The following is a 21,362-nucleotide window of genomic DNA, read 5'->3' on the forward strand; positions in this document are numbered from 1 at the left end:
GCATCCTCCGTCCGGCAGGCGGTCACCCCTCGACGAGGCGTCCGTCACGCATAAGCAGGGTCCGGTCCACCAGGTCGGCCGGGACCGGCACGTGGGACACGACCAGCACGGTGCGTCCGGCCCGCCGCGCCGCACCGACGAGGTCGCGGAGCACCGCTTCGCCGAGGTCGGGGTCGACGTCCGCGGTCGGCTCGTCGAGCACCAGCACCGGGAACGCGTGCAGCAGCGCCCGGGCGAGCGCGAGGCGGTGCGCCTGCCCGCCGGAGAGCAGTCCGCCGCGCTCCCCCACCAGGGCGTCGAGCCCACCGCGCCCCGCGACCCACGGGCCGAGCCCGACCCGGTCGAGCACGTCGCTGAGCTCGGCGTCCGTCGCGGTGTCCCGCGCGAAGAGCAGGTTCTGCCGCACCGACTGGTCGAACACGAACGGGTCCTGCTCCACGAGCCCGACCCGTGCGCGCACCGCGTCCGGGTGCATCGACCGCGTCTCGACCCCGTCGAGCGTGTACGACCCCTCGTGGTCGACGAACCGCACCAGGGCGTCCACGAGGGTGGACTTCCCGGCACCGCTCGGCCCCTCGAGCACGACGACCTCACCCGGGTACAGGTCGAACGACACCCGGTCCACCGCGGGCGCCGACGCGCCGGGCCACCGCACGGTCAGGTCCCGCACCGTCACCCGCACCGGCCCGTCGACGACGAGGTCCGACGGGTCGGCCGGCACGTCGGGCTCCGGCACGATGCCGGCCGGGAGCTCCGCGGGGACGACCTCCTCGACCCGTTCCGCGGCGGCGCGGACCCGGCGCAGCGTCAGGACGGCGAGCGGGACCCCGCCGACGACCTCGAAGAGTGCGAGCGGCACGAAGACGGCGAGCGCCCAGAGCGGTCCGACGAGCGCGCCCGAGACGACCGCGGGAGCACCGACCGCGAGCACCCCGACGACGGCGCCGCCACCGACCAGGCCGACGAGGGCCCCGACGAGCGACTCGACGGTCGCACGACGCCGCACGGCGCGGGTCACGCGGGCGTCGAGCGCGGCGATGCCGGCCAGGCGGTCGGGCAGCGTGCCGTACGCGGCGAACACGTCGAGGGTCCGGACGGTGTCGAGCACCAGGTCCGCGACCCGTCCGCGTTCGGCCGCCGTCTCGCGGTCCGATCGCCGCGCGACGGACAGGGTCGTGACCGTCCCGAGCAGCGCGGCGACGGCGAGGGCGACGACGAGCACCACCGCCGCGGGCCACCAGACCACCGCGACCGCGACGACGGAGAGCAGGGCGACGACCCCGGCCGACACGAGCGGGCCGACGACGCGGATCGGCAGGTCCTGCAGCCGGTCGGTGTCCGTGACGAGCCGGGTGAGCAGGTCACCGCGCCCGGTCGCCCCGAGCCCGGCCGGCGCGACCGAGGCGAGCCGTCGGTACATCTCGGTCCGGACGACGGCGAGCTGCCGGAACGACGCGTCGTGCCCGGCGAGCCGGTCGACGTAGCGCAGCGCGGCCCGGCCGAGGGCGAACGCACGCACCCCGACCATGACGAGCGTCAGGTAGAGGATCGGCGGCTGCTCGGCCGCGCGGGTGATGAGGTAGCCGCTCGCCGCCAGGAGCGCCACCGCACAGACGGCGCTGAGCGTGCCGGCGGCGACCGCCTTCGCCCAGCCGGCCCCGTGCGGGAGCGCCAGCCGCAGGACGGGGGTGGGACGGGCCTCCCGGCTCACGAGCGTGCCTCCTGTCGGTGCGTCACGGTCACCGCTCCGCCGGGGCGGAGGTCGACGCGGACGTCGGCGGCGGCCAGCACGGCGGGGCGGTGGCTCGCCACGACGACGACCGCGCCGTCGGCGGCGAGCGACCGGACGGCGTCGACGACGATCTGCTCCGCGTCGGCGTCGAGGGCCGACGTCGGCTCGTCGAGCAGGACGAGCGGGGTGCGGGCGCGACGCGCCCGGTACAGGGCCCGGGCGACCGCGACGCGCTGCGCCTGACCGCCCGAGAGACCGGCTCCCCCGGGTCCGACCGGGAGGCTCGGCTCGACCCCCAGCCCCGCCTCGCCCAGGGCGCGGCGCACGTCGTGGTCGTCGGGTCGCGTGTGCAGGGCGACGTTCTCGGCGACCGTGCCGCGCACCAGGCGCGGACGCTGGTCACCCCAGGTCGTGCGGTCGGCGCGGGTGGCGTCGGCCGGACCGGGCACCGTCACCGTGCCGTCGTGGGCGAGGACACCCCGGATCGCCGCGATGAGACTGGACTTGCCGGACCCGCTGGGCCCGGCGAGGGCGACGACGGTGCCGGGCGCGACGCGCAGGTCGAGCGGTCCGACGACGACGTCGGAGCGACGGACCACCAGGCCCTCGAGCACCAGGTCGGTGGCCGCGGCGGCCGGGGTGCCGGGCGCGGGTGCGCTGGTCGACGTGTCGCGTCCCCGGTCGTCGAGGACGTCGAGCACGGCGCCGGACGCCTCGACGCCGTCCTGGGCGGCGTGGAAGTCGGCGCCGACCTGGCGGAGGGGTGCGAACGCCTCCGGGGCGAGCACCAGGACGAACATCGCGGCGCCGAGGCCGAGCGAGCCGTCGACGAGTCGGACGCCGATCGACACCGCGACGAGGGCGACGGACAGGCTCGCGGCGAGTTCGAGGGCGAAGCCGCTGACGAAGGACAGACGCAGGACACCGATGGTGCCGCGCCGGTACTCGTCGGTGACGGTGCCGATGCGATCGACCTGGCGGCGGGCACGTCCGAAGACCTTGAGGGTGGCGAGGCCCTCGACCGCCTCGGTGAAGGCGCCGCCGAGGCGGGTGAGCGCGTCGGCTTGCCGCCGCTGCAGCGCCTGGGTCGCCAGACCGATGAGCACCATGAACACGGGGATCACCGGCATCGCGAGCACGATGACGACCGCGCTCGTCAGGTCACCGAGCCCGATCGCGACGAGGAGCACCGGGGTCGCGACCGCCGTGAGCGCGAGCTGTGGGACGTACCGCCCGAAGTAGGCGTCGAGGGCGTCGAGCCCGGGGCCGAGCGCGGTGGCGAAGCCGGCGCTCGACCGGGCGGCGAGCCAGGACGGTCCGCGCTCGGCCACTCGGGAGAGGACGGTCGCACGGAGCTCGCTCTTCACCGTCGCCCCGGCCCGCGCCGCCAGGTCGTCCGTCGCCCAGGCGGCGACGGCACGGACGACGAACGCACCGACCAGCAGTGTCAGCGTCGGGACGAACGTCTCCGGGAGCCGCCCGTCGCGCACCGCGTCGACGCCGAGGGTGACGGCCGCCGCGATCCCCCAGGCGACACCGATCGTCGCGAGTGTGCGGACCAGGCCCGTCCCCGCGGACGCGACGACGGACCAGCGCGCCGCACGCGACAGGCGCAGCAGACGAGGATCGAGCGGCTTCACCGGGAGCCCCTAGTGCGCGGCCTGGTCGATGTGGGCCCGCGAGACGCGCTTGCGGAACACCCAGTAGGTCCAGGCCTGGTAGGCCAGCACGAGCGGGACGAAGATCAGCGCGACCCAGCTCATCACGGTCAGCGTGTACTGCCCGCTCGACGCGTTGACCACGGTCAGGCTGTTCGCCGGGTCGTTCGACGCCGGCATGACGTCGGGGAAGATCGCGGTGAACATCGCCAGGACCACGGCGGCGATCGTGACCGCCATCAGCGTGAACGCCCGCCCCTCCTTGCCCCACGCGGTGCAGAGCACGGCGAGGACGAGCGCGAGTGCCGCGACGACCGAGAGCACCAGGCTCGCCGGCGTCGCCCGCACGAACGCCATCGCCACCAGGAACGCGGCACCGACGACGATCGTCAGCACGCCCGCCCGGACCGCCAGGCGCTTCGCCCGCACGCGGATCTCACCCTCGGTCTTCAGTGCGACGAACACGACGCCGTGCGTGAAGAACACCATCAGGGTCGCGAGGCCGGTCAGCAGCGCGAACGGGTTCAGCAGGTCGAGGAACGTGCCCGTGAAGTTGTGCCCGGCGTCCATCGGGATCCCGCGGACGACGTTGCCGAACGCGACGCCCCACAGGAAGGACGGCACGGCGCTGCCGACGATGATCATCAGGTCGAACCGGCGCTTCCACTCCGGGTGCTTCCGCTGGTGCCGGTACTCGAACGAGACCCCACGGGCGATGAGCGCCACGAGGATGAGCAGCAGGGCGAGGTAGAAGCCGGAGAACATCGTCGCGTACCACTCGGGGAACGCCGCGAACAGGCAGGCCCCGGCGACGATGACCCAGGTCTCGTTGAGGTCCCACACCGGGCCGATCGTGTTGATCAACACGCGTCGGTCGGTGTCGTCCTTGCCGAGGAACGGCAGGGACATCCCGACACCGAAGTCGAACCCGTCGAGGACGAAGTACCCGACGAAGAACAGTCCGACGATCGCGAACCACAGGACTGGCAGATCCATCTCAGTACACCGTCACTTCGTGCTCGACCTCGCCGGTGACCTCGTCGACCTTCGCAGGGGCGGCGGGGCCCTCCTGCGCGACCTTCTTGATGAGCCGGAACTCGACGACCGCGAGCGCGCCGTAGATCAGCGTGAACACGACCAGGGAGATGAGGACCTCGACCCCGGTGACGTTCGGCGAGACGCCGTCCGCCGTGCGGAGCAGCCCGAACACGAGCCACGGCTGGCGGCCCATCTCGGTGAAGACCCAGCCCATGATCATCGCGGCCATCGGCAGGGGGACCGACCAGGTGGCGATGCGCCAGACCCAGCGCTGCGACGGGAACCGGCCCTTGCGGGTCAGCCACAGGCCGACGACCGACACGAGCACCGCGCCGACACCCAGGGCGATCATCCAGCGGAACGACCAGTAGGTCACCCAGATGATCGGCTTGTAGTCGCCGGGGCCGTACACCTGCGTGTACTGCGCCTGCAGGTCGTTGATGCCCTCGACCGTGCCGGTGAAGGTGTGCGTCGACAGGAACGAGAGCAGGTACGGGATGCGGATCGAGAACAGTTCGTGCACACCGTCGGGGGTGCCGAGCGTGAAGATCGAGAACGAGGCGTCCTTGCCCGTCGAGGTGTTGTAGAGCGCCTCGGCCGCGGCCATCTTCATCGGCTGGGTGTCGACCATCGTGAGCCCGAGCTGGTCGCCGGACAGCACGGTCAGCGCGCCGGACGCCAGCATCGTCCACATGCCGAACTTGAGCGCCGGCATCATCGTCTCGAGGTTCTGGTTGCGTGCGAGGTGCCACGCGGCGACCGCGATGATCACCGAGGCGGCGACCATGAAGGCCCCGAAGAGCGTGTGCGGGAAGGCGGCCAGCGCGACCTTGTTGGTCAGGACGGCCCAGATGTCGGTGAGCTCGGCGCGGCCCTTGGTCTCGTTGATCGCGAAGCCGACGGGGTGCTGCATGAAGGCGTTCGCCGCCAGGATGAAGTACGCCGACATCATCGTGCCGACGCTGACGCACCAGATGCTCGCCAGGTGCAGTGCCCGCGGCAGGCGGTCCCACCCGAAGATCCAGATGCCGATGAACGCTGCCTCGAAGAAGAACGCGAGGATGCCCTCGAGCGCGAGCGGGGCACCGAAGACGTCGCCCACGAACCGCGAGTAGTTCGACCAGTTCATGCCGAACTGGAACTCCTGGACGATGCCGGTGACGACGCCCATCGCGAAGTTGATGAGGAAGATGCGCCCGAAGAAGCGGGTCAGCTGGAGGTAGTGAGCGCGCCCGGTCCGCACCCACGCCGACTGGAAGACGGCGACGACGAGCGCCATGCCGATCGTCAGCGGGACGAAGAGGAAGTGGTAGATCGTCGTCAGACCGAACTGCCACCGCGACAGGATCAGGGGATCGAGGATGTCGTTCATGCGGCGTGTCCGAGCCGGTCCGCCGCGCGCTGTTCGTGCACGAGAGATGCCTCTTCCGGGAGGAGGAACTGGTACTTGTCACCCCGTCGGGACACCTCCACGCTACCGCCGGGACACCTGCTTCGACAAGTTGTAGAGTGGCACTCTGCACGAATGTGCACAAGCACTGGTCGGCACGATCGTGCGGAACGACGGTGCCCGGGTACCCTCCGCGTGAACGACGACAGGTGCCGGGCCGCAGCCCGACACCTGTCGTTCAGTGCTGATCGGCGCCGAGCGCCGACCGACTAGAGCAGACCCTCGTCCTGGAGGAACTGCTTCGCGATCTGCGAGGCCTTCTCCTTGTCCGTGACGCTCTTCTCGTTGAGCTCGATGAGCTTGTCGGTGGTGAGCTTCTCGTTCACCTCGTCGATGGCGTCCGCAGCCTTCTCGTCGACCTTGTCGGAGACCACGGGGATGACGTTCTGCGGCAGGATCAGGTTCTCCGGGTCCTTGAGCGAGACGAAGTCGTTCGCCTTGATGCTCGGGTCCGCGCTGTAGATGTCGGCGAGCTGGACGGTGCCGTCCTTGAGCGCCTTCACCGTCAGGGCGCCGCCGGAGTCCTCGACCGCCTTGAAGTCGACGTCCACGCCGTAGACCGACTTCAGGCCCTCGGGGCCGTACGGGCGGGTCTGGAACTCGGAGTTCGCGCCGACGGTCAGCTTCTCCTTGACGTCCTTCAGGTCCGCCAGGCTCGTGACGTCGTTCTCCTCGGAGAACTGCTTCGTCACGGTGTAGCTGTCCTGGTCGGTGGCGTCGGCCTCGTCGAGGACCCGCAGACCCTTCGGCAGGGCCTGCTCGAGCGCCTCGTCGATCTGGTCCGCGCTCTTGGCCGTCGACTCCTTGTCGAAGTACTGCAGCAGGTTGCCGCTGTACTCGGGCATGACGTCGATGGCACCCTTCTCGAGCTGCGGGATGTACACCTCGCGCTGCCCGATGTTGAAGTTGCGCTCGACGGTGAAGCCGTCCTTCTCGAGCACCTGCGCGTAGAGCTCGGCGATGATCTCGTTCGAGTAGTACTGCTGCGAGCCGATGACGATCGTCTTCGAGTCGGACGACGCGCTGGAGCCGCTGCTGAGCGGGTCACCAGAGGAGCAGCCGGTCAGGGCTGCGGCGACGCCGAGTGCCGTTGCGGCGGCGAGGGCGACGCGGATCCGTGCTGTGGTCACGATGGGTTTCCTTCCGGGATGGGATTGCGGGCTCGCTCGCGCGATCCCTGGCGCTGCCGCGCGGACGGGTCGAGGGTGCCCTTCGGCACCGACGCCCGCTGCAGCGCGGCGAACACGATCTCGAACGCGATCGCGAGCGCGATCACGAGGACGGACGCGCCGAGCATCTCGGCGTAGTCCTGGGTCTTGAGGCCGAGGAAGAAGTAGCCGCCCAGTCCCCCGGCGCCGACGTAGGCGGCCAGGGTGGCGGTTGCGACGACCTGGAGCACGGCCGACCGGATGCCACCGATGAGCAGTGGCAGCCCGAGCGGGATCTCGACCTTCCAGAGCACCTGCCACCCGGTCATGCCCTGGGCCTTCGCTGCGTCGATCGTGACCGGGTCGACGGACTCGATCCCCGCGTACGCACCGGCGAGCACCGACGGGACGGCCAGGACCACGAGCGCCAGCAGCGGTGCCTCGAGCCCGATGCCGAGCAGCAGGCCGAAGAGGGACAGCACGCCGAGCGTCGGGAGGGCCCTGATCCCGCCGGACAGCGCGATGGAGAACCCGCGTGCCCGGCCCGTGTGCCCGATCGCGTACCCGATCGGGACCGCGATCACGGCCGCGATCACCACGGCGAGCAGGGTGATCCAGACGTGTTCCCACAGCCGTTCGGGGATCGCGTTGACGCCGGTGTAGTTGGCCGGGTCGAACACCCAGCCGAACGCCTGTCCGATGATCACGAGGCGACCTCCGCTCGCTGCAGGACCCGACGCGCGGCGCGACGGCTCCGGGGAGCCCGCCGTGTCCACGGCATGACGAGCCGTCCGAGCAGCACGAGCAGGCCGTCGAGGGCGAAGGCGAGCACGAGCACCATGACGATGCCCGAGAGGATCTCCTCGTAGATGCCGCGCGCGAGTCCGTCGGTGAACAGCGAGCCGAGGCTCTGGATGCCGAGCACCGCGCCGACGGTCGTGAGCGAGATCGTCGACACCGCGATCACCCGCAGGCCGGCGAGCAGCACGGGTCCGGCGAGCGGGAGCTCGACGCGGAAGAAGCGCTGCACGCCCGAGTACCCCATGGCGGTCGAGGCCGCCTTCGTGCCGGCGTCGACCGAGGAGAGGCCGTCCACCGTCGACCGGACCATGAGCGCGAGACCGTAGATCGTCAGGCTGATGATCACGTTGACCGGGCTCTGCAGGCTCGTCCCGATGATGCCGGGCAGGGCGACGAACAGCGCCAGGGACGGGATCGCGTACAGGAGACCCGCGAAGGTCACGATGCCGCTGCCCAGACCGGCGGCGAAGCGGGATCCGCCCGCTCGCTGCAGTCGGACCACCACCCAGCCGATCGGGATGGAGAGCAGGAAGCTGATGATGATCGGTGGGATCGCGATCGCGAGGTGCGCGATCGTGGCGTCACTGATCGTGTCGAGGTTCGACAGGATCCAGTTCACCGCGGTCCCCCACCCTGCGCCGGAGCACCCGGGGCGGTGTCACGCGCCCCGGCCTCTGCTGCCTGTGGCACCGCGGCTGCGGCGTCGACCACCTGGACCGGACCGGTGAGCACACCGGCTGCCCGGCCGTCGCCGTCGACCACGATCGGGCCGGTCGGCGTCTGCTCGACGCGCAGGGCACGCCGACCGCGGCCGGCACCGATGAAGTTCGCGACGAAGTCGTCCGCCGGTTCGGCGAGGATCTCGGCGGGGGTCCCGAGCTGCGCGATCTCGCCGCCCTTCTTGAGGATGACGACCTGGTCGCCGAGCTTGAACGCCTCGTCGATGTCGTGGGTCACGAAGACGACGGTCTTTCCGAGCTCGCGCTGCAACCGGATGAGCTCGTCCTGCAGGTCGTTGCGGACGAGCGGGTCGACGGCGCCGAACGGCTCGTCCATGAGCAGGACGTTCGGGTCGACGGCGAGGCCGCGGGCCACGCCGACGCGCTGCTGCTGTCCGCCGGAGAGCTGCGAGGGGTACCGGTCCGCGAACGCCCGGTCGAGACCGACGGTGTCCATCAGTTCGAGCGCCCGGGCACGGGCCTCGCCCTTCGGGACACCCGTCAGGAGCGGCACGGTCGCGATGTTGTCGGCGACCTTGCGGTGCGGCAGCAGGCCGGCGTTCTGCATGACGTAGCCGATGCGGCGACGGAGCTGCACGGGGTCGACCCCGGCGACGTCCTCACCGTCGATCTCGACGGTCCCCGACGACGGGTCGACCATCCGGTTGATCATGCGGAGCAGGGTGGTCTTGCCGCAGCCGCTGGAGCCGACGAAGACCGTGGTGGTCCGCGACGGGATGACGAGGCTGAAGTCGTCGACCGCGTTGGTGCCGTCCGGGTACGTCTTGCGCACCGAGCGGAACTCGATCATGTGGGTGCCCTTCTGTTCGGAGGTAGCCCGACTCCGCACGAGCGTACCCGCGCATCGAGGACAGCGTTCCACCGTGACCGGTCATGACGGCTCGCGGACAACGACGCCCGCACTCCCTGTTCGGGAGCACGGGCGTCGGTGGATGGTCCGGTGCGCCGGTCGGGCGCGTCGCGCGTCCGGCCGATCGCGGTTCAGGCGGCTGCGGCGACCGCCTCGAGGTGCGCCCGGCTCATCGTGCGGTACTCCTCGATGAGCGCGGTGTCGGGAGCGGTCCGGTCGCGGAGCGCCCGGGCGATCACGGCGTGCGCGGACTCGGCCAGGACGACCCAGGCGCGCTCAGCACGCTCGCCCAGCGGGTAGCCGAAGCGGTCGTGAAGGACCTGCGCGACGGCTGCCCCCAGCGCAGCCATGCGGTCCTCGGCGTCACCGGTGCCGGTGTCCGCGGGGTCACCGAAGCGGATCGCGCGGAAGCCCGGCTCCGCGCGGTACATCTCGACGGTCGCGTCGATGAGCGCGTCGTGCGCGTCCTGCCAGGTCGTGGCGTCGCTCTCGTCGAGGGCGGTGAGGAAGCGCTCGGCGAGCCGCTGGGTGCTCCGGATCGCCAGCGCCTCGACCACGGCGATGCGGTCCGGGAAGTACCGGTAGACCGTGCCGATCGACGCCCCCGCGCGCTCGGCCACCATCGCGGTGGTCAGTCGCTCGAACCCGATCTCGTCGATCACGGCAGCCGCGGCGTCGAGGAGTCCCGCGAGGCGCGCCGAACTGCGGGCTTGGACCGGCTCGTTCCTGAGCAGTGATGATCCCCCCGGCAGTGCGTTCGATACCTCGGTGACGAGCACGTGTTCTCCTCTTGCGCTCCCGGCGGAGCGCGGTCATGTGGGATGTGACGGGAAGGACTCTCGCACAGACCGGCTGGATCATCGCTGCGACTCACCCCGTCGTGGTCGTCCACCGCCCGCCGCCGGGGTCCCGCGCGTGGGAGGATGGAGCCATGCCCGACCCGACGCCCCACGAGCCGTCGTTGGCCGAACCGATCCTCCACCGGGCCGCTCGGATCGAGGACGCCGTCCAGGAGTTCCGCGAGCACCGGGCCCGGCGTCGCGGGCTCGTGCCGACCGTGATCCCCTACACGGGCTACGGCGCACCGGGCTGGATCCGCGTGCTCTGCCGTGTCCTGCTGACGCGACGCGGCCTGGCGTCCGACGCCTCCTACTACGGCGTGCGCGGCTGGCGGAGCTTCACGAGTGTCGCCGTCGACGACGCCGAGGTCACCGTGACGGCCGGTGGCACGACCCACGTGGTGCAGTCCGACCGTGGCGGCGTGGTCGACGTGAAGGTCCCGATCGACCTCGAACCCGGATGGCAGACGGTGCGCCTTTCGGCCGGTGGGATGCGCGACGTCGAGGCCGACGTCTTCATCGTGGACCCGGACACGCGCTTCGGTCTGCTGTCCGACATCGACGACACGGTGATGGTGACGTCGCTCCCCCGCCCGATGCTCGCAGCGTGGAACTCCTTCGTCCTGACCGAGCACGCCCGACGCCCGGTCCCGGGCATGTCCGTGCTGTACGAACGCGTGCTCGCGCAGCACCCCGGCGCTCCGACCGTGTACCTCTCGACCGGGGCGTGGAACGTGGCGCCGACGCTGCAACGCTTCCTGACCCGGAACATGTACCCGACCGGCACGCTCCTGCTGACGGACTGGGGGCCGACCCACGACCGCTTCTTCCGGAGCGGCCAGTTGCACAAGCAGCAGAACCTGCGGCGACTCGCGAGCGACTTCCCGGACGTGCAGTGGCTCCTGGTCGGTGACGACGGGCAGCACGACGAGACGCTCTACGGCGAGTTCGCCCGGGAGCACCCCGAGAACGTCGCCGGTGTCGCCGTCCGGCAGCTGTCCACGAGCGAGGCGGTCCTGGCCGGTGGTCGGTCGCGCGCGCAGGAACGGACGCGCGCCGGGTCCGCACCGTGGGTGTACGCCCCGGACGGTGCCGGCATGTGGTCGGAGCTCGCTCGCGTGGGCCTCGTCGACGCCGACCCGTCAGCCCCGCTCTGATCCCTGCACCGGCAGCTCCGTCGGCTCCGCTGTGCACACCTTCAGCGCTGCCGGGCCGCACGGCGGCCGCCGGTGCCAGGATCGAGCCATGAGCACCGTCACCCCGCCGAACCGCATCGAGGACCACGCCCTCATCGGGGACACCCACACGGCCGCACTCGTCGGCCGCGACGGGACGATCGACTGGGCGTGCCTGCCGCGCTTCGACAGCCCGTCGACCTTCGCCTCACTGCTCGGGACCGAGGACCACGGGCACTGGTCGCTCCGCCCGACGGACCCGGACGCCACGAGCACACGGCACCACCACCCGGACACGCTCGTGCTCTCCACCGTGTGGACGACGTCGACCGGCGTCGTCGAGGTCACCGACCTCATGCCGATCGGCGCCCACCGCGCGGCGATCATCCGACGGGTCCGCGGCCTGCAGGGCTCGGTCGAGGTCGAGCAGACGCTCCGCATCCGGTTCGACTACGCCCGAGCGCTCCCCTGGGTCCGGCAGATCGGCGGTGACGAGGACCCGGCGCTCCTCGCGACCGCCGGCCCGGGCTCGGTGGTGGTCCGTGGCGTGCGCTTCCGGGCCGACGACCACCGGCACACGCACACCGTCACGGTGCACGACGGCGACGTCGTCGACACCGTGCTCACCTGGTACCCGTCGCACCGCGAGCCACCGGAGCCGCTCGACGTCGACGCCGCACTGCAGGCGACGGAGCGCTGGTGGCGCGACTGGATGGCGACCGCGCACACCGAGGGCCCCTACGCCGAGGCGAGCCGACGGTCCCTGCTGCTGCTCCGTGCGATGACCCACGGCCAGACCGGCGGCGTCGTGGCGGCCGCGACCACGAGCCTCCCGGAGGACCCGGGTGGCGAACGCAACTGGGACTACCGGTACGTCTGGCTCCGCGACGCGTCCCTGGCGCTCGCGTCGCTCATCGCCCACGGCTACCGGGACGAGGCGATGCACTGGCGCGGGTGGCTGCTCCGTGCGATCGCGGGTGACCCTGCCGACGTGCAGATCATGTACGGCATCGCCGGCGAACGCGAACTGCCCGAGCGCACGCTCGACGAGCTCCCCGGCTACCTCGACTCGACGCCGGTCCGGCTCGGCAACGGCGCGTCGACCCAGTACCAGGGGGACGTCTTCGGCGAGGTGCTGGCCGCCCTGCACGACGCGCGCGAGCTCGGTGTCGAGGAGAACGCGGACTCGTGGGCCCTGCAGCGTGCCCTGCTCGGCTACGTCGAGGAGCACTGGCAGCAGCCGGACAACGGCATCTGGGAGATGCGCGGACCGCGGCGGCACTTCACGCACTCCCGGGCGATGATCTGGGCCGCCTTCGACCGCGGGGTGGCGGCCGTCGAGGAGTTCGGCCTCGAGGGCCCCGTCGACCGGTGGCGCAGCCTGCGCGACGAGGTCCGCGCGGAGATCGAGGAGCACGGCTGGAACGCCGAACGCGGCAGCTACCGGCAGCACTACGACACCGACGAGGTCGACGCGAGCCTGCTCGTCCTGCCGCAGATCGGGTACCTGCACGCCGACGACCCGCGCATGACGGGGACGGTCGCGGCGATCGAGCAGGACCTCCGCGTCGGCGAGCACGGCCTGGTCCTGCGGTACCGGACCACCGCGGGCTTCGACGGGCTGTCCGGCTCCGAGCACCCGTTCCTGGCGTGCTCGTTCTGGCTCGTCGAGCAGTACGCCGCCTCCGGGCGCCTCGCCGACGCCGAACGGCTGATGGACGTCCTGGTCGGTTACGCGAACGACGTCGGCATGCTCTCCGAGGAGATCGACGTGGCGACCGGTCACCACATCGGCAACACGCCGCAGGTGCTGTCGCACCTGACGCTCGTGTCCGCGGCCGACGCGATCGCCCGCGCACGCGGTACCTCGTCGGGGCACCGGACGCGGCTCGCCGTGCACGACGGTGGGACCCGGTCGTCGACCGGCGGTGGGCGGCGGGCCGGCGCCCCGTCCTGACCGGCAGGCGGCACGTCACTCCGCGTCGCGCCGCGTCGCGTCGCGTCGCGTACCCGGTCCTTCCGCGTCCCCAGTCGTTTCGGGCGTCGCTGCTCGTTCCGGGCGTACCTGGTCCTCCTGATCCGGCAGGTACGCCCGGTTCCGCACGGCACGTCACGCGTTCCGGGAAGGAACGGGCAGACGAGCGGACGGGAGGCGCGGTGCCAGCCGGCACCGCGCCTCCCGTCCGTCAGGTGGCTCCGTCAGGAGACGGCGTCGGTCAGGACGACGACTCCCAGTCCGCCGGACCGCGCGACCCCGCGCGGTACTGCTCGAGCGGCACGTCGCCCGACTTCCAAGCGTCCACGACCGGCTCGACGATCTCCCAGCACCGCTCCGCGACGTCGCCGCGGATCGAGAGCAGCGGGTCGTCGTGGAAGATGCCGTTGAGCACCTCGCCGTACGGGGTGAGCTCGCCGTCGTCGAACGACGAGGACAGGGTGACCTGCCCCATCTCGAACGGGTTGCCGCCGCCGTTCGCCGACACGCTCAGCTCGATCTCGTCCGGGTTGAGGACGATGCGCAGCGTGTCCGCCTTCGGCCGACCGGACAGGCCGGAGGGCAGGCGCGTCACGGGCTTGAAGGTGATGAGGACCTCCTTGCGGCTGGCGCCGAGCGCCTTGCCGGAGCGGAGGGTGAAGGGGACGCCCTTCCAGCGCGCGGTGTCGACCTCGACCTGGATCTCGGCGAGGGTCTCGGTACCGCGCGACTTGTCCACGCCGTCCTCGTCCTGGTACGACGGCAGCTCCTTGCCGTCGATGGTGCCGGCCGTGTAGACGGCGCGGCGCGAGGCGATCTTCGCGTCGTCGCCCTTGAGGCGGGTCGACCGGAGGACACGCGCGAGCGACGACCGGAACTCGACCGCGTCGATCGCGGACGGGGCGTCCATCGTCACGAGGCCGAGGATCTGCAGCAGGTGCGACTGGATCATGTCGACCAGGGCGCCGGCCTCGTCGTAGTACTGCGCCCGGTTCTCGAGCCCGAGGGTCTCGTCGTAGAAGACGTCGACCTTCTCGATGTTGTCCGCGTTCCAGATCGGCTCGAACAGGCGGTTCGCGAAGCGCAGACCGATGATGTTGAGGACCGTGGTGCGACCGAGGAAGTGGTCCGTGCGGTGCACGCGCTCCTCGGGGACGAGCTCGAGCACGGTCTTGTTGAGGGCCTCGGCGCTGGCGACGTCGGTGCCGAAGGGCTTCTCGAACGCGAGGGTCGTGCCCTCGGGGAGCTCGACGCCCTGCAGCGCCTCGCAGATGTCGGAGGCGATCTGCGGCGGGAGCGCGAAGTACAGGATGGGCTCGGCCTCGGCCGCGTCGAGCAGCGCCGTGAGGTGCTCGGGGTCGGTCGGGTCGCCCTGGATGAAGGTCGTGGACTCGAGGGTCGCGTCGACCTCGGGACCCTTGACGTCCTGCGACGCGAAGGACTTCGTGACGACGTCCTTCCACTGCTCCGCGCTGCGGGCGCTGCGGCCCGTGCCGATCAGCTGGACGGGGACCGCTCGACCGCTCTGCAGGAACGTGCCGAGTCCCGGGAGCAGCAGGCGGGAGGCGAGGTCGCCCGTCGCGCCGAAGATGATGAGGGTGCGCTTGTCGGTCACCGGAGGTGAGTCCTTTCGCTGTGGTTACGGGGTCCGCACGGGTCAAGCCGCGCGCGGGCCGGTTGATTCCCTGTGACTTCCGGGATACCCGTTCCGGGCCGAGAGCTCGGGCCGGGTGGGGTACGGGCCCCGGACGCACCACGGGCGGCACCGGATGTGGTGCCGCCCGAGGTGTCAGGTGGATCGGATCAGTGTCCGAAGTTGCCGCGGTAGTACTCGTAGACCCAGCCCACGAGGGTGACCGTCACGAGCGCGAGCCCGATCGGCACGATCCAGAGGCCGGCCGCGAGACCGAGGAAGCAGATCGCGGTCGAACCGGCGAGCAGGATCGGCCACCACGACCACGGGCTGAAGTGCCCGAGTTCGGCGTCGCCGTCCTCGATGTTCGCGTCGGGGCGGTCCTCGGGGAGGACACCGCCCTGCGAGGACATGACCTTGCCGAGGTAGAACGCGATGAACGCGGACATGATCCCGGTGAGGCCGATCGCCACGGTGCCGACCCACTCGGGCCGCCCGTAGTAGATGAGCGCCCAGATGGTGTACGCCGCGTCCGCGAGGACGAAGAAGACGAACAGGATCCAGAACAGGTTGGTGTTGGCGCGCATGGCGTTACTTCACCTCGCCCTTCGCGGCGTCGTAGGTCGGGGCGTCCGGGGCGTCCTTCGCCGGACCCACACCGATCGGCACACCGGCCTCCGGGTGGTTCAGGTCGAACGCCGGGGACTCGGAACGGATCCGCGGGATCGACGTGAAGTTGTGGCGCGGCGGCGGGCAGCTGGTCGCCCACTCGAGCGAGCGGCCGTAGCCCCACGGGTCGTTCACGGCCACCTTCGGGGCGTTCCGTGCGGTCACGTAGACGTTGAAGATGAACGGCAGGAACGAGATCGCGAGGATCATCGAGCCGATCGTCGACAGCTGGTTCATCCAGGTGAACCCGTCGTTCGGCAGGTAGGTCGCGTAACGACGCGGCATGCCGATGACGCCCAGCCAGTGCTGGATGAGGAACGTCGTGTGGAAGCCGATGAACAGCAGCCAGAAGTGGATCTTGCCGAGGCGCTCGTTGAGCATGCGACCCGTCCACTTCGGCCACCAGAAGTAGAAGCCGGAGAACATCGCGAACACGACGGTGCCGAAGACCACGTAGTGGAAGTGCGCGACGACGAAGTACGAGTCGGACACGTGGAAGTCGAGCGGCGGCGACGCCAGGATCACACCGGTGAGACCACCGAACGTGAAGGTGATGAGGAAGCCGACGGCCCACAGCAGGGGGGTCTCGAACGTGACCGAACCGCGCCACATCGTGCCGACCCAGTTGAAGATCTTCACGCCGGTCGGGACCGCGATGAGCATCGTCATGAGCGAGAACCACGGGAGCAGGACGCCACCGGTGACGTACATGTGGTGCGCCCACACCGTGACCGAGAGGGCCGCGATGGAGATGGTCGCGTAGACGAGGGTCTTGTAGCCGAAGATCGGCTTGCGGCTGAAGACCGGGAAGACCTCGGAGACGATGCCGAAGAACGGCAGCGCGATGATGTACACCTCGGGGTGGCCGAAGAACCAGAAGAGGTGCTGCCAGAGCAGGGCACCGCCGTTGGCCGGGTTGTAGATCTGCGCGTCGAACACGCGGTCGAGACCGAGGCCGAACAGCGCGGCGGCGAGCACCGGGAAGGCCATCAGCACGAGCAGCGAGGTCACGAGGGTGTTCCACGTGAAGATCGACATGCGGAACATCGTCATGCCCGGGGCGCGCATCGTGATGATCGTCGTGATGAAGTTCACCGCGCCGAGGATCGTCGAGAAGCCGGTCATCCCGAGGCCGAAGACCCAGAGCGTCCCACCGAGACCCGGTGTGAACGTCGTGTCACTCAGTGGCGCGTAGGCGAACCAGCCGAAGGACGCGGCACCCTGCGGGGTGAGGAAGCCGCCGACCGCGATGAGCGAGCCGAAGAGGTAGAGCCAGAAGGCGAACCCGTTCAGACGCGGGAACGCGACGTCCGGCGCACCGATCTGCAGCGGCATGATCGCGTTCGCGAAGCCCGAGAAGAGCGGCGTCGCGAACATCAGCAGCATGATCGTGCCGTGCATCGTGAAGAGCTGGTTGTACTGTTCCTTCGTCTCGACCACGTGCAGGCCGGGCTCGAAGAGCTGCGCACGGATCACGAGCGCCATGACGCCCGCGAGCAGGAAGAAGACGAACGAGGCGATCAGGTACATGTACCCGATGGTCTTGTGGTCGGTGGAGGTGATCCACCGGACGATGATGTTGCCCTTCCGACCGACCTTGGACGCCTGGAAGTCCGGCGTCGTCGGCGCTGTCGGCTGGCCGACGAGTGACGTTGTCATCTGACGGACCCCTACTTGTTCTCGCTCGACGCCTCGACCGGCGCCTGGTTGTTCGGTTCGTTCGTGTTGGTGTCGTACTCGTTGCCGAGCAGACCGACCTTGCCCTGCTCGCGCAGCGTGTCGAGGTACTGCTGGTACTCGGAGTCGGAGACGACCTTCACCTGGAAGAGCATCAGGGAGTGGTACTCACCGCAGAGCTCGGCGCACTTGCCCTGGTACGTGCCTTCCTTCTGCGGGATGAAGTACTCGTAGTTCGTCTTGCCCGGGAGCATGTCCTTCTTGTACAGGAAGTCGATGACCCAGAAGGAGTGGTCGACGTCGCGCGAGGAGAGCTCGATCTCGACCTTCTTGCCGACCGGCAGGTACAGCGTCGGGAGCTGCGACTCGTCGATCGCGCCATCGCCGTTCTCCTCTTCCTGGGCCTGGATGCCCTGGTAGTAGACGCTGTCCTTCGGGTTGTCCTTGTCGATGTAGTTGAAGTCCCAGGCCCAGCGCTTGCCGTACACGTGGATCGTGGCGTCCGGGTCGTCGAAGGGCTTCTCGATCGCGGACTGGTCCTTCGCGGTGAACGCGAAGAAGCCGAGCACGAGGATGAGCGGCACGATCGTGTAGAAGATCTCGAGCGGCATGTTGTACCGCATCTGCACCGGCAGGCCGGTCTGGCCCTTGCGACGGCGGTAGACGATCGCCGCCCAGATGATCAGGCCCCACACGATGAGACCCACCGCGAGCAGGACGATCCAGCTGGTGGTCCACAGGCCGACGATGCGGCTCGTGTGGTTCGTGACGTCCTTCGTCTCCTCCGTGCCGGGGAGCCATCCGTTCATCTGCTGCTGCGTGCAGCCAGCCAGTGCGATGACCAGACCGACGGCCACCGGGACGGCCGCCCAACGTATACGGCGATTCGAACGCACTGTTACCTCTCGGAAGACGTTGCTGAGGCACCGGCGGTGCGACCGTGCCGAGCACGGAGGCCGCTCATTGCTGGTTCCCAGCTTGATTGGAACACTCCTAGCTTACTCGCAGCCGGTGACGTCTCGCGCACACCGGGCGCGGTCCGGCGCGGCATCGTCGACCCCGGCGCACCGCTTTCCCCCGGTCGGGCGGGCTCGGGCAGCGCGGGGGACGACGAACGGGGAGCGACCAGATCGGTCACTCCCCGCTCGCGTGTCGGTTCGGTCGGCGGACAACCGCACGCCGTGGCGTCAGTGGAAGCTGTCGCCGCACGCGCAGCTGCCCTGCGCGTTGGGGTTGTCGATGGTGAAGCCCTGCTTCTGGATGGTGTCCTCGAAGTCGATGGTGGCGCCGTCGAGGTACGGGACGCTCATCTTGTCGACGACGACCTCGACACCGCTGCCGAACTCGGTCGTGGCGTCCCCGTCGAGCAGGCGCTCGTCGAAGTACAGCTGGTAGATCAGGCCCGAGCAGCCACCGGGCTGGACCGCGAGACGCAGGCGGAGGTCGTCGCGCCCCTCCTGCTCCAGCAGGTTCGCCACCTTCGCCGCCGCAGCGTCGCTGAGCGCGACCCCGTGGGCACGTGCGTCCGTCGCCGGTGCGTTGTCGGTGATGGTGTCGCTCATCCGCGCGTCTCCCTCCGGGCGGTGTCGGTCACCGCGCCTGAGGTCGATTGTAAGCACGCGAGCCGACAGGACGGGCCGTCCGTCCACAGGGCGGGACCGGAGGACGGACGGGAGGCCCGTGGCGGCGTCGCCACGGGCCTCCCGTCCGGCACTCCCCCGGTCCCCACCAGCGGTGGGGACGCGTCAGGCGCGCGTCGCCAGGCGCGCCAGCAGGATCGTCTCCGATGCGATCGCGCGGTGCAGGACCCCGAGGTGCTGCGACTCGTTCGGGCTGTGCGCCCGGGTGTCGGGGTCCTCGACACCCGTCACCAGGATCTGCGCCTCCGGGAACTCGGCGGCCAGGTCGGAGACGAACGGGATGGATCCGCCGATGCCCTGCTCGACGGCGGGCGCGCCCCAGCCCTCGTGCATGGCCGTGCGGGCCTCCTGCACCGCCCAGCCGGCGGTGTCCACGAGGAAGCCGTCTCCGGTGTCCACCTCGGTGACGTCGAGCTTGGCGCCGAACGGCACGTGGGCGCGGAGGTGACGTTCGACGGCCGCGTACGCGTCGGTCGCCGACTGTCCGGGGGCCACGCGGACCGAGACGCGGGCGGCGACGGTCGGGAGCAGGGTGTTCGACGCGTTCGCCACGCTCGGCACGTCCATGCCCGTCACGGTGATCGACGGCTGGAACCACATCCGGGACAGCACCGGACCCGTCCCCACCGGCCGGACGCCCTCGAGCAGGGCCGCGTCGGTGGCGAGCTCGGCCTCGGAGCGCTCGGGCACGTCGGCGTCGTACGCGGTGAGCCCCTCGACGGCGACCGAGCCGTCGTCGTCGTGCAGCGAGGCGAGCAGCCGGACCATGGGGATCATCGCGTCCGGGGCCGCACCGCCGAACATGCCGCTGTGGCTCGCGTGCTCGAGGGTCGTCAGCGTCGCGCGGAACGTCACGTTGCCGCGGAGCGAGACGGTGATCGACGGGACGTCGACCGACCAGTTGTCGCTGTCGGCCACGACGATGACGTCGGCCGCCAGGTGCTCCTTCTGCTCGCGGAGGAAGGTGCGGAACGAGCGGGAGCCGAACTCCTCCTCGCCCTCGACGAAGAGCACGACACCGAGGTCGAGGTCGTCGCCGAACTGCGCGTGCAGCGCGCGGAGCGAGGCGACGTGGGTCATCACGCCGGCCTTGTCGTCCGAGGCGCCGCGACCGTACAGGCGGTCGCCGCGGAGGGTCGGCTCGAAGGGCGGGGTCTCCCACAGGGCGTCGTCGCCCTGTGGCTGGACGTCGTGGTGCGCGTAGAGCATGACGGTCGGCTTCCCGTTCCGCGCAGGACGCACCGCCAGGACGGCGGGCTGCCCGAGCTCGCGGCCGGCCTCCTCCGCGCCCGCGGTCTCCCCCTCGACCGCGGAACGGACGATGCGGACGGCGTCGTCGGCGAAGACCCCCGTCGACCGGGCCAGGTCCGCGACCGCCTCAGCACTCGCCTGCACGTGCGCCGGGTCGAACGCCGACCAGGACACCGACGGCAACCGGACCAGCGCGGACAGGTCGGCGATCGTCGTCGGCAGGCCTCCCTGCACGTGTTCGCGGAGGGCGTCGAGGAGCGCGGGGTCGGTCGCGGGGCTGTGCTGGTCGGTGTCGGTCATGTCCCGTAATCTAGAGGAGATCCAGCACGCAACCGCAGTCAGGAACGCACCGTGGCGAAGGCAGCCCCCAAGACCAACACGACCGTCAACCCGTCGGAGGAAGAACTCCTCGAGTCCGGCAAGGGTCGTCCGACGCCGTCGCGTCGTGAGCGCGAGGCAGCCAACCGACGCCCGCTCGTCGGCAACAGCCCGCAGGACAAGAAGGCCGCTCGCGCGCGGCTCAACACGGAGCGCGAGAAGGCCCGTGTCGGCATGGCGAACGGCGAGGAACGCTACCTCCCGGTGAAGGACAAGGGCGAGCAGCGCAAGTTCGTCCGCGACTGGATCGACGCGCGCTGGAACGTGGGCGAGGTCATGATGCCCGTGCTCGTGCTGTTCCTCATCGTCGGGTTCGCCGCAGCGCGGACCGTCTTGGCGTCGTACTCGCTCCTGCTGGTGTGGGCGTTCGTCGCGCTGTTCGTCCTCGACTGCATCGTGCTGTGGCTCTCGCTGCGCAAGAAGATCACCGCGAAGTTCGGCGACATGCAGCGCGGGACGTTCTTCTACATCCTGACGCGGGCGTGGCAGCTCCGCTTCCTGCGCCTGCCGAAGCCGCAGGTGCGCCGCGGGGAGTACCCCACGCTGTAGGCGCAGTGCCACGAGCGCCGTCCGGCCGAGCCGGGCGGCGCTTCGTCGTAGGGGGTGCTCCGGGGTTGGGCGGTGCCTGCCAGTGCTCGTCGACCGGGCCAGATCCGTCTCGGTCGGCGTCGCGCGCCGACGGATCACGCCCGATCGCCGGACGTGAGC

The 21,362-nt window shown here is 70.4% G+C and carries 18 protein-coding genes; 3 read left to right on the forward strand and 15 right to left on the reverse strand.

Features of this window, described 5'->3' with window-relative positions:
* Positions 1–22 precede the first annotated feature (22 nt).
* The 9 genes from cydC to J2X59_RS07115 all read right to left on the reverse strand — a co-directional run bounded on the left by cydC (position 23) and on the right by J2X59_RS07115 (position 10,196).
* Positions 23–1,711 (reverse strand): thiol reductant ABC exporter subunit CydC, encoded by a 1,689-nt coding sequence (gene cydC / locus J2X59_RS07075; protein ID WP_326496179.1) that lies wholly within the window; start codon positions 1,709–1,711, stop codon positions 23–25.
* Entirely contained in the window at positions 1,708–3,372 is a 1,665-nt protein-coding gene (gene cydD / locus J2X59_RS07080) for a thiol reductant ABC exporter subunit CydD (protein WP_326496180.1), read from the reverse strand. The genes cydC and cydD overlap by 4 nt, the downstream gene beginning before the upstream one ends.
* Before the next feature lie 9 nt (positions 3,373–3,381).
* Positions 3,382–4,386, reverse strand: coding sequence for a cytochrome d ubiquinol oxidase subunit II (gene cydB / locus J2X59_RS07085; RefSeq protein ID WP_326496181.1), 1,005 nt, complete (start codon positions 4,384–4,386; stop codon positions 3,382–3,384).
* Between the two features lies 1 nt (position 4,387).
* The gene (locus J2X59_RS07090; RefSeq protein WP_326496182.1) at positions 4,388–5,800 is read right to left on the reverse strand and encodes a cytochrome ubiquinol oxidase subunit I; all 1,413 of its coding nucleotides are present in this window, start codon (positions 5,798–5,800) and stop codon (positions 4,388–4,390) included.
* 287 nt (positions 5,801–6,087) lie between these two features.
* On the reverse strand, positions 6,088–7,008 hold the full coding sequence (locus tag J2X59_RS07095; RefSeq protein ID WP_326496183.1) for an ABC transporter substrate-binding protein: 921 nt from the start codon (positions 7,006–7,008) through the stop codon (positions 6,088–6,090).
* The gene (locus J2X59_RS07100) at positions 7,005–7,733 is read right to left on the reverse strand and encodes an ABC transporter permease (protein WP_326496184.1); all 729 of its coding nucleotides are present in this window, start codon (positions 7,731–7,733) and stop codon (positions 7,005–7,007) included. The genes J2X59_RS07095 and J2X59_RS07100 overlap by 4 nt, the downstream gene beginning before the upstream one ends.
* Complete coding sequence (locus tag J2X59_RS07105; RefSeq protein WP_326496185.1) at positions 7,730–8,446, reverse strand: ABC transporter permease; 717 nt, start codon at positions 8,444–8,446, stop codon at positions 7,730–7,732. Before J2X59_RS07105 ends, J2X59_RS07100 begins: the two co-directional genes overlap by 4 nt.
* Positions 8,443–9,357 (reverse strand): ABC transporter ATP-binding protein, encoded by a 915-nt coding sequence (locus tag J2X59_RS07110; protein WP_066653812.1) that lies wholly within the window; start codon positions 9,355–9,357, stop codon positions 8,443–8,445. Before J2X59_RS07110 ends, J2X59_RS07105 begins: the two co-directional genes overlap by 4 nt.
* A 191-nt stretch (positions 9,358–9,548) precedes the next feature.
* Positions 9,549–10,196 (reverse strand): TetR/AcrR family transcriptional regulator, encoded by a 648-nt coding sequence (locus tag J2X59_RS07115; RefSeq protein ID WP_066653809.1) that lies wholly within the window; start codon positions 10,194–10,196, stop codon positions 9,549–9,551.
* A gap of 152 nt (positions 10,197–10,348) precedes the next feature.
* Between J2X59_RS07115 and J2X59_RS07120 the strand changes: the two genes are divergently transcribed.
* Complete coding sequence (locus J2X59_RS07120) at positions 10,349–11,413, forward strand: App1 family protein (RefSeq protein ID WP_066653808.1); 1,065 nt, start codon at positions 10,349–10,351, stop codon at positions 11,411–11,413.
* Positions 11,414–11,501: 88 nt separating this feature from the next.
* Positions 11,502–13,388, forward strand: coding sequence for a glycoside hydrolase family 15 protein (locus J2X59_RS07125; protein ID WP_326496186.1), 1,887 nt, complete (start codon positions 11,502–11,504; stop codon positions 13,386–13,388).
* A gap of 259 nt (positions 13,389–13,647) precedes the next feature.
* Here J2X59_RS07125 and J2X59_RS07130 read toward each other — a convergent pair whose 3' ends face one another.
* The 6 genes from J2X59_RS07130 to J2X59_RS07155 all read right to left on the reverse strand — a co-directional run bounded on the left by J2X59_RS07130 (position 13,648) and on the right by J2X59_RS07155 (position 20,576).
* A complete protein-coding gene (locus tag J2X59_RS07130; RefSeq protein WP_326496187.1) occupies positions 13,648–15,021 on the reverse strand; it encodes a glucose-6-phosphate dehydrogenase in 1,374 nt (457 codons plus the stop codon).
* A 188-nt stretch (positions 15,022–15,209) separates the two neighbouring features.
* A complete protein-coding gene (locus J2X59_RS07135) occupies positions 15,210–15,626 on the reverse strand; it encodes a cytochrome c oxidase subunit 4 (protein WP_066653799.1) in 417 nt (138 codons plus the stop codon).
* Positions 15,627–15,630: 4 nt separating this feature from the next.
* Positions 15,631–17,367, reverse strand: a complete 1,737-nt coding sequence (gene ctaD, locus J2X59_RS07140; RefSeq protein ID WP_066653797.1) for an aa3-type cytochrome oxidase subunit I — start codon at positions 17,365–17,367, stop codon at positions 15,631–15,633.
* A gap of 11 nt (positions 17,368–17,378) precedes the next feature.
* The gene (gene ctaC / locus J2X59_RS07145) at positions 17,379–18,281 is read right to left on the reverse strand and encodes an aa3-type cytochrome oxidase subunit II (protein WP_066653795.1); all 903 of its coding nucleotides are present in this window, start codon (positions 18,279–18,281) and stop codon (positions 17,379–17,381) included.
* Between the two features lie 291 nt (positions 18,282–18,572).
* A complete protein-coding gene (locus J2X59_RS07150) occupies positions 18,573–18,947 on the reverse strand; it encodes a HesB/IscA family protein (protein WP_326496188.1) in 375 nt (124 codons plus the stop codon).
* 183 nt (positions 18,948–19,130) lie between these two features.
* Complete coding sequence (locus tag J2X59_RS07155) at positions 19,131–20,576, reverse strand: dipeptidase (RefSeq protein WP_271826918.1); 1,446 nt, start codon at positions 20,574–20,576, stop codon at positions 19,131–19,133.
* Between the two features lie 51 nt (positions 20,577–20,627).
* On the opposite strand from J2X59_RS07155, the gene J2X59_RS07160 reads away from it, so the two are divergent.
* On the forward strand, positions 20,628–21,203 hold the full coding sequence (locus tag J2X59_RS07160; protein WP_326496189.1) for a DUF3043 domain-containing protein: 576 nt from the start codon (positions 20,628–20,630) through the stop codon (positions 21,201–21,203).
* Positions 21,204–21,362 lie beyond the last annotated feature (159 nt).

The sequence above is a fragment of the Curtobacterium sp. 260 genome (assembly GCF_030803485.1).
Lineage (GTDB): Bacteria > Actinomycetota > Actinomycetes > Actinomycetales > Microbacteriaceae > Curtobacterium.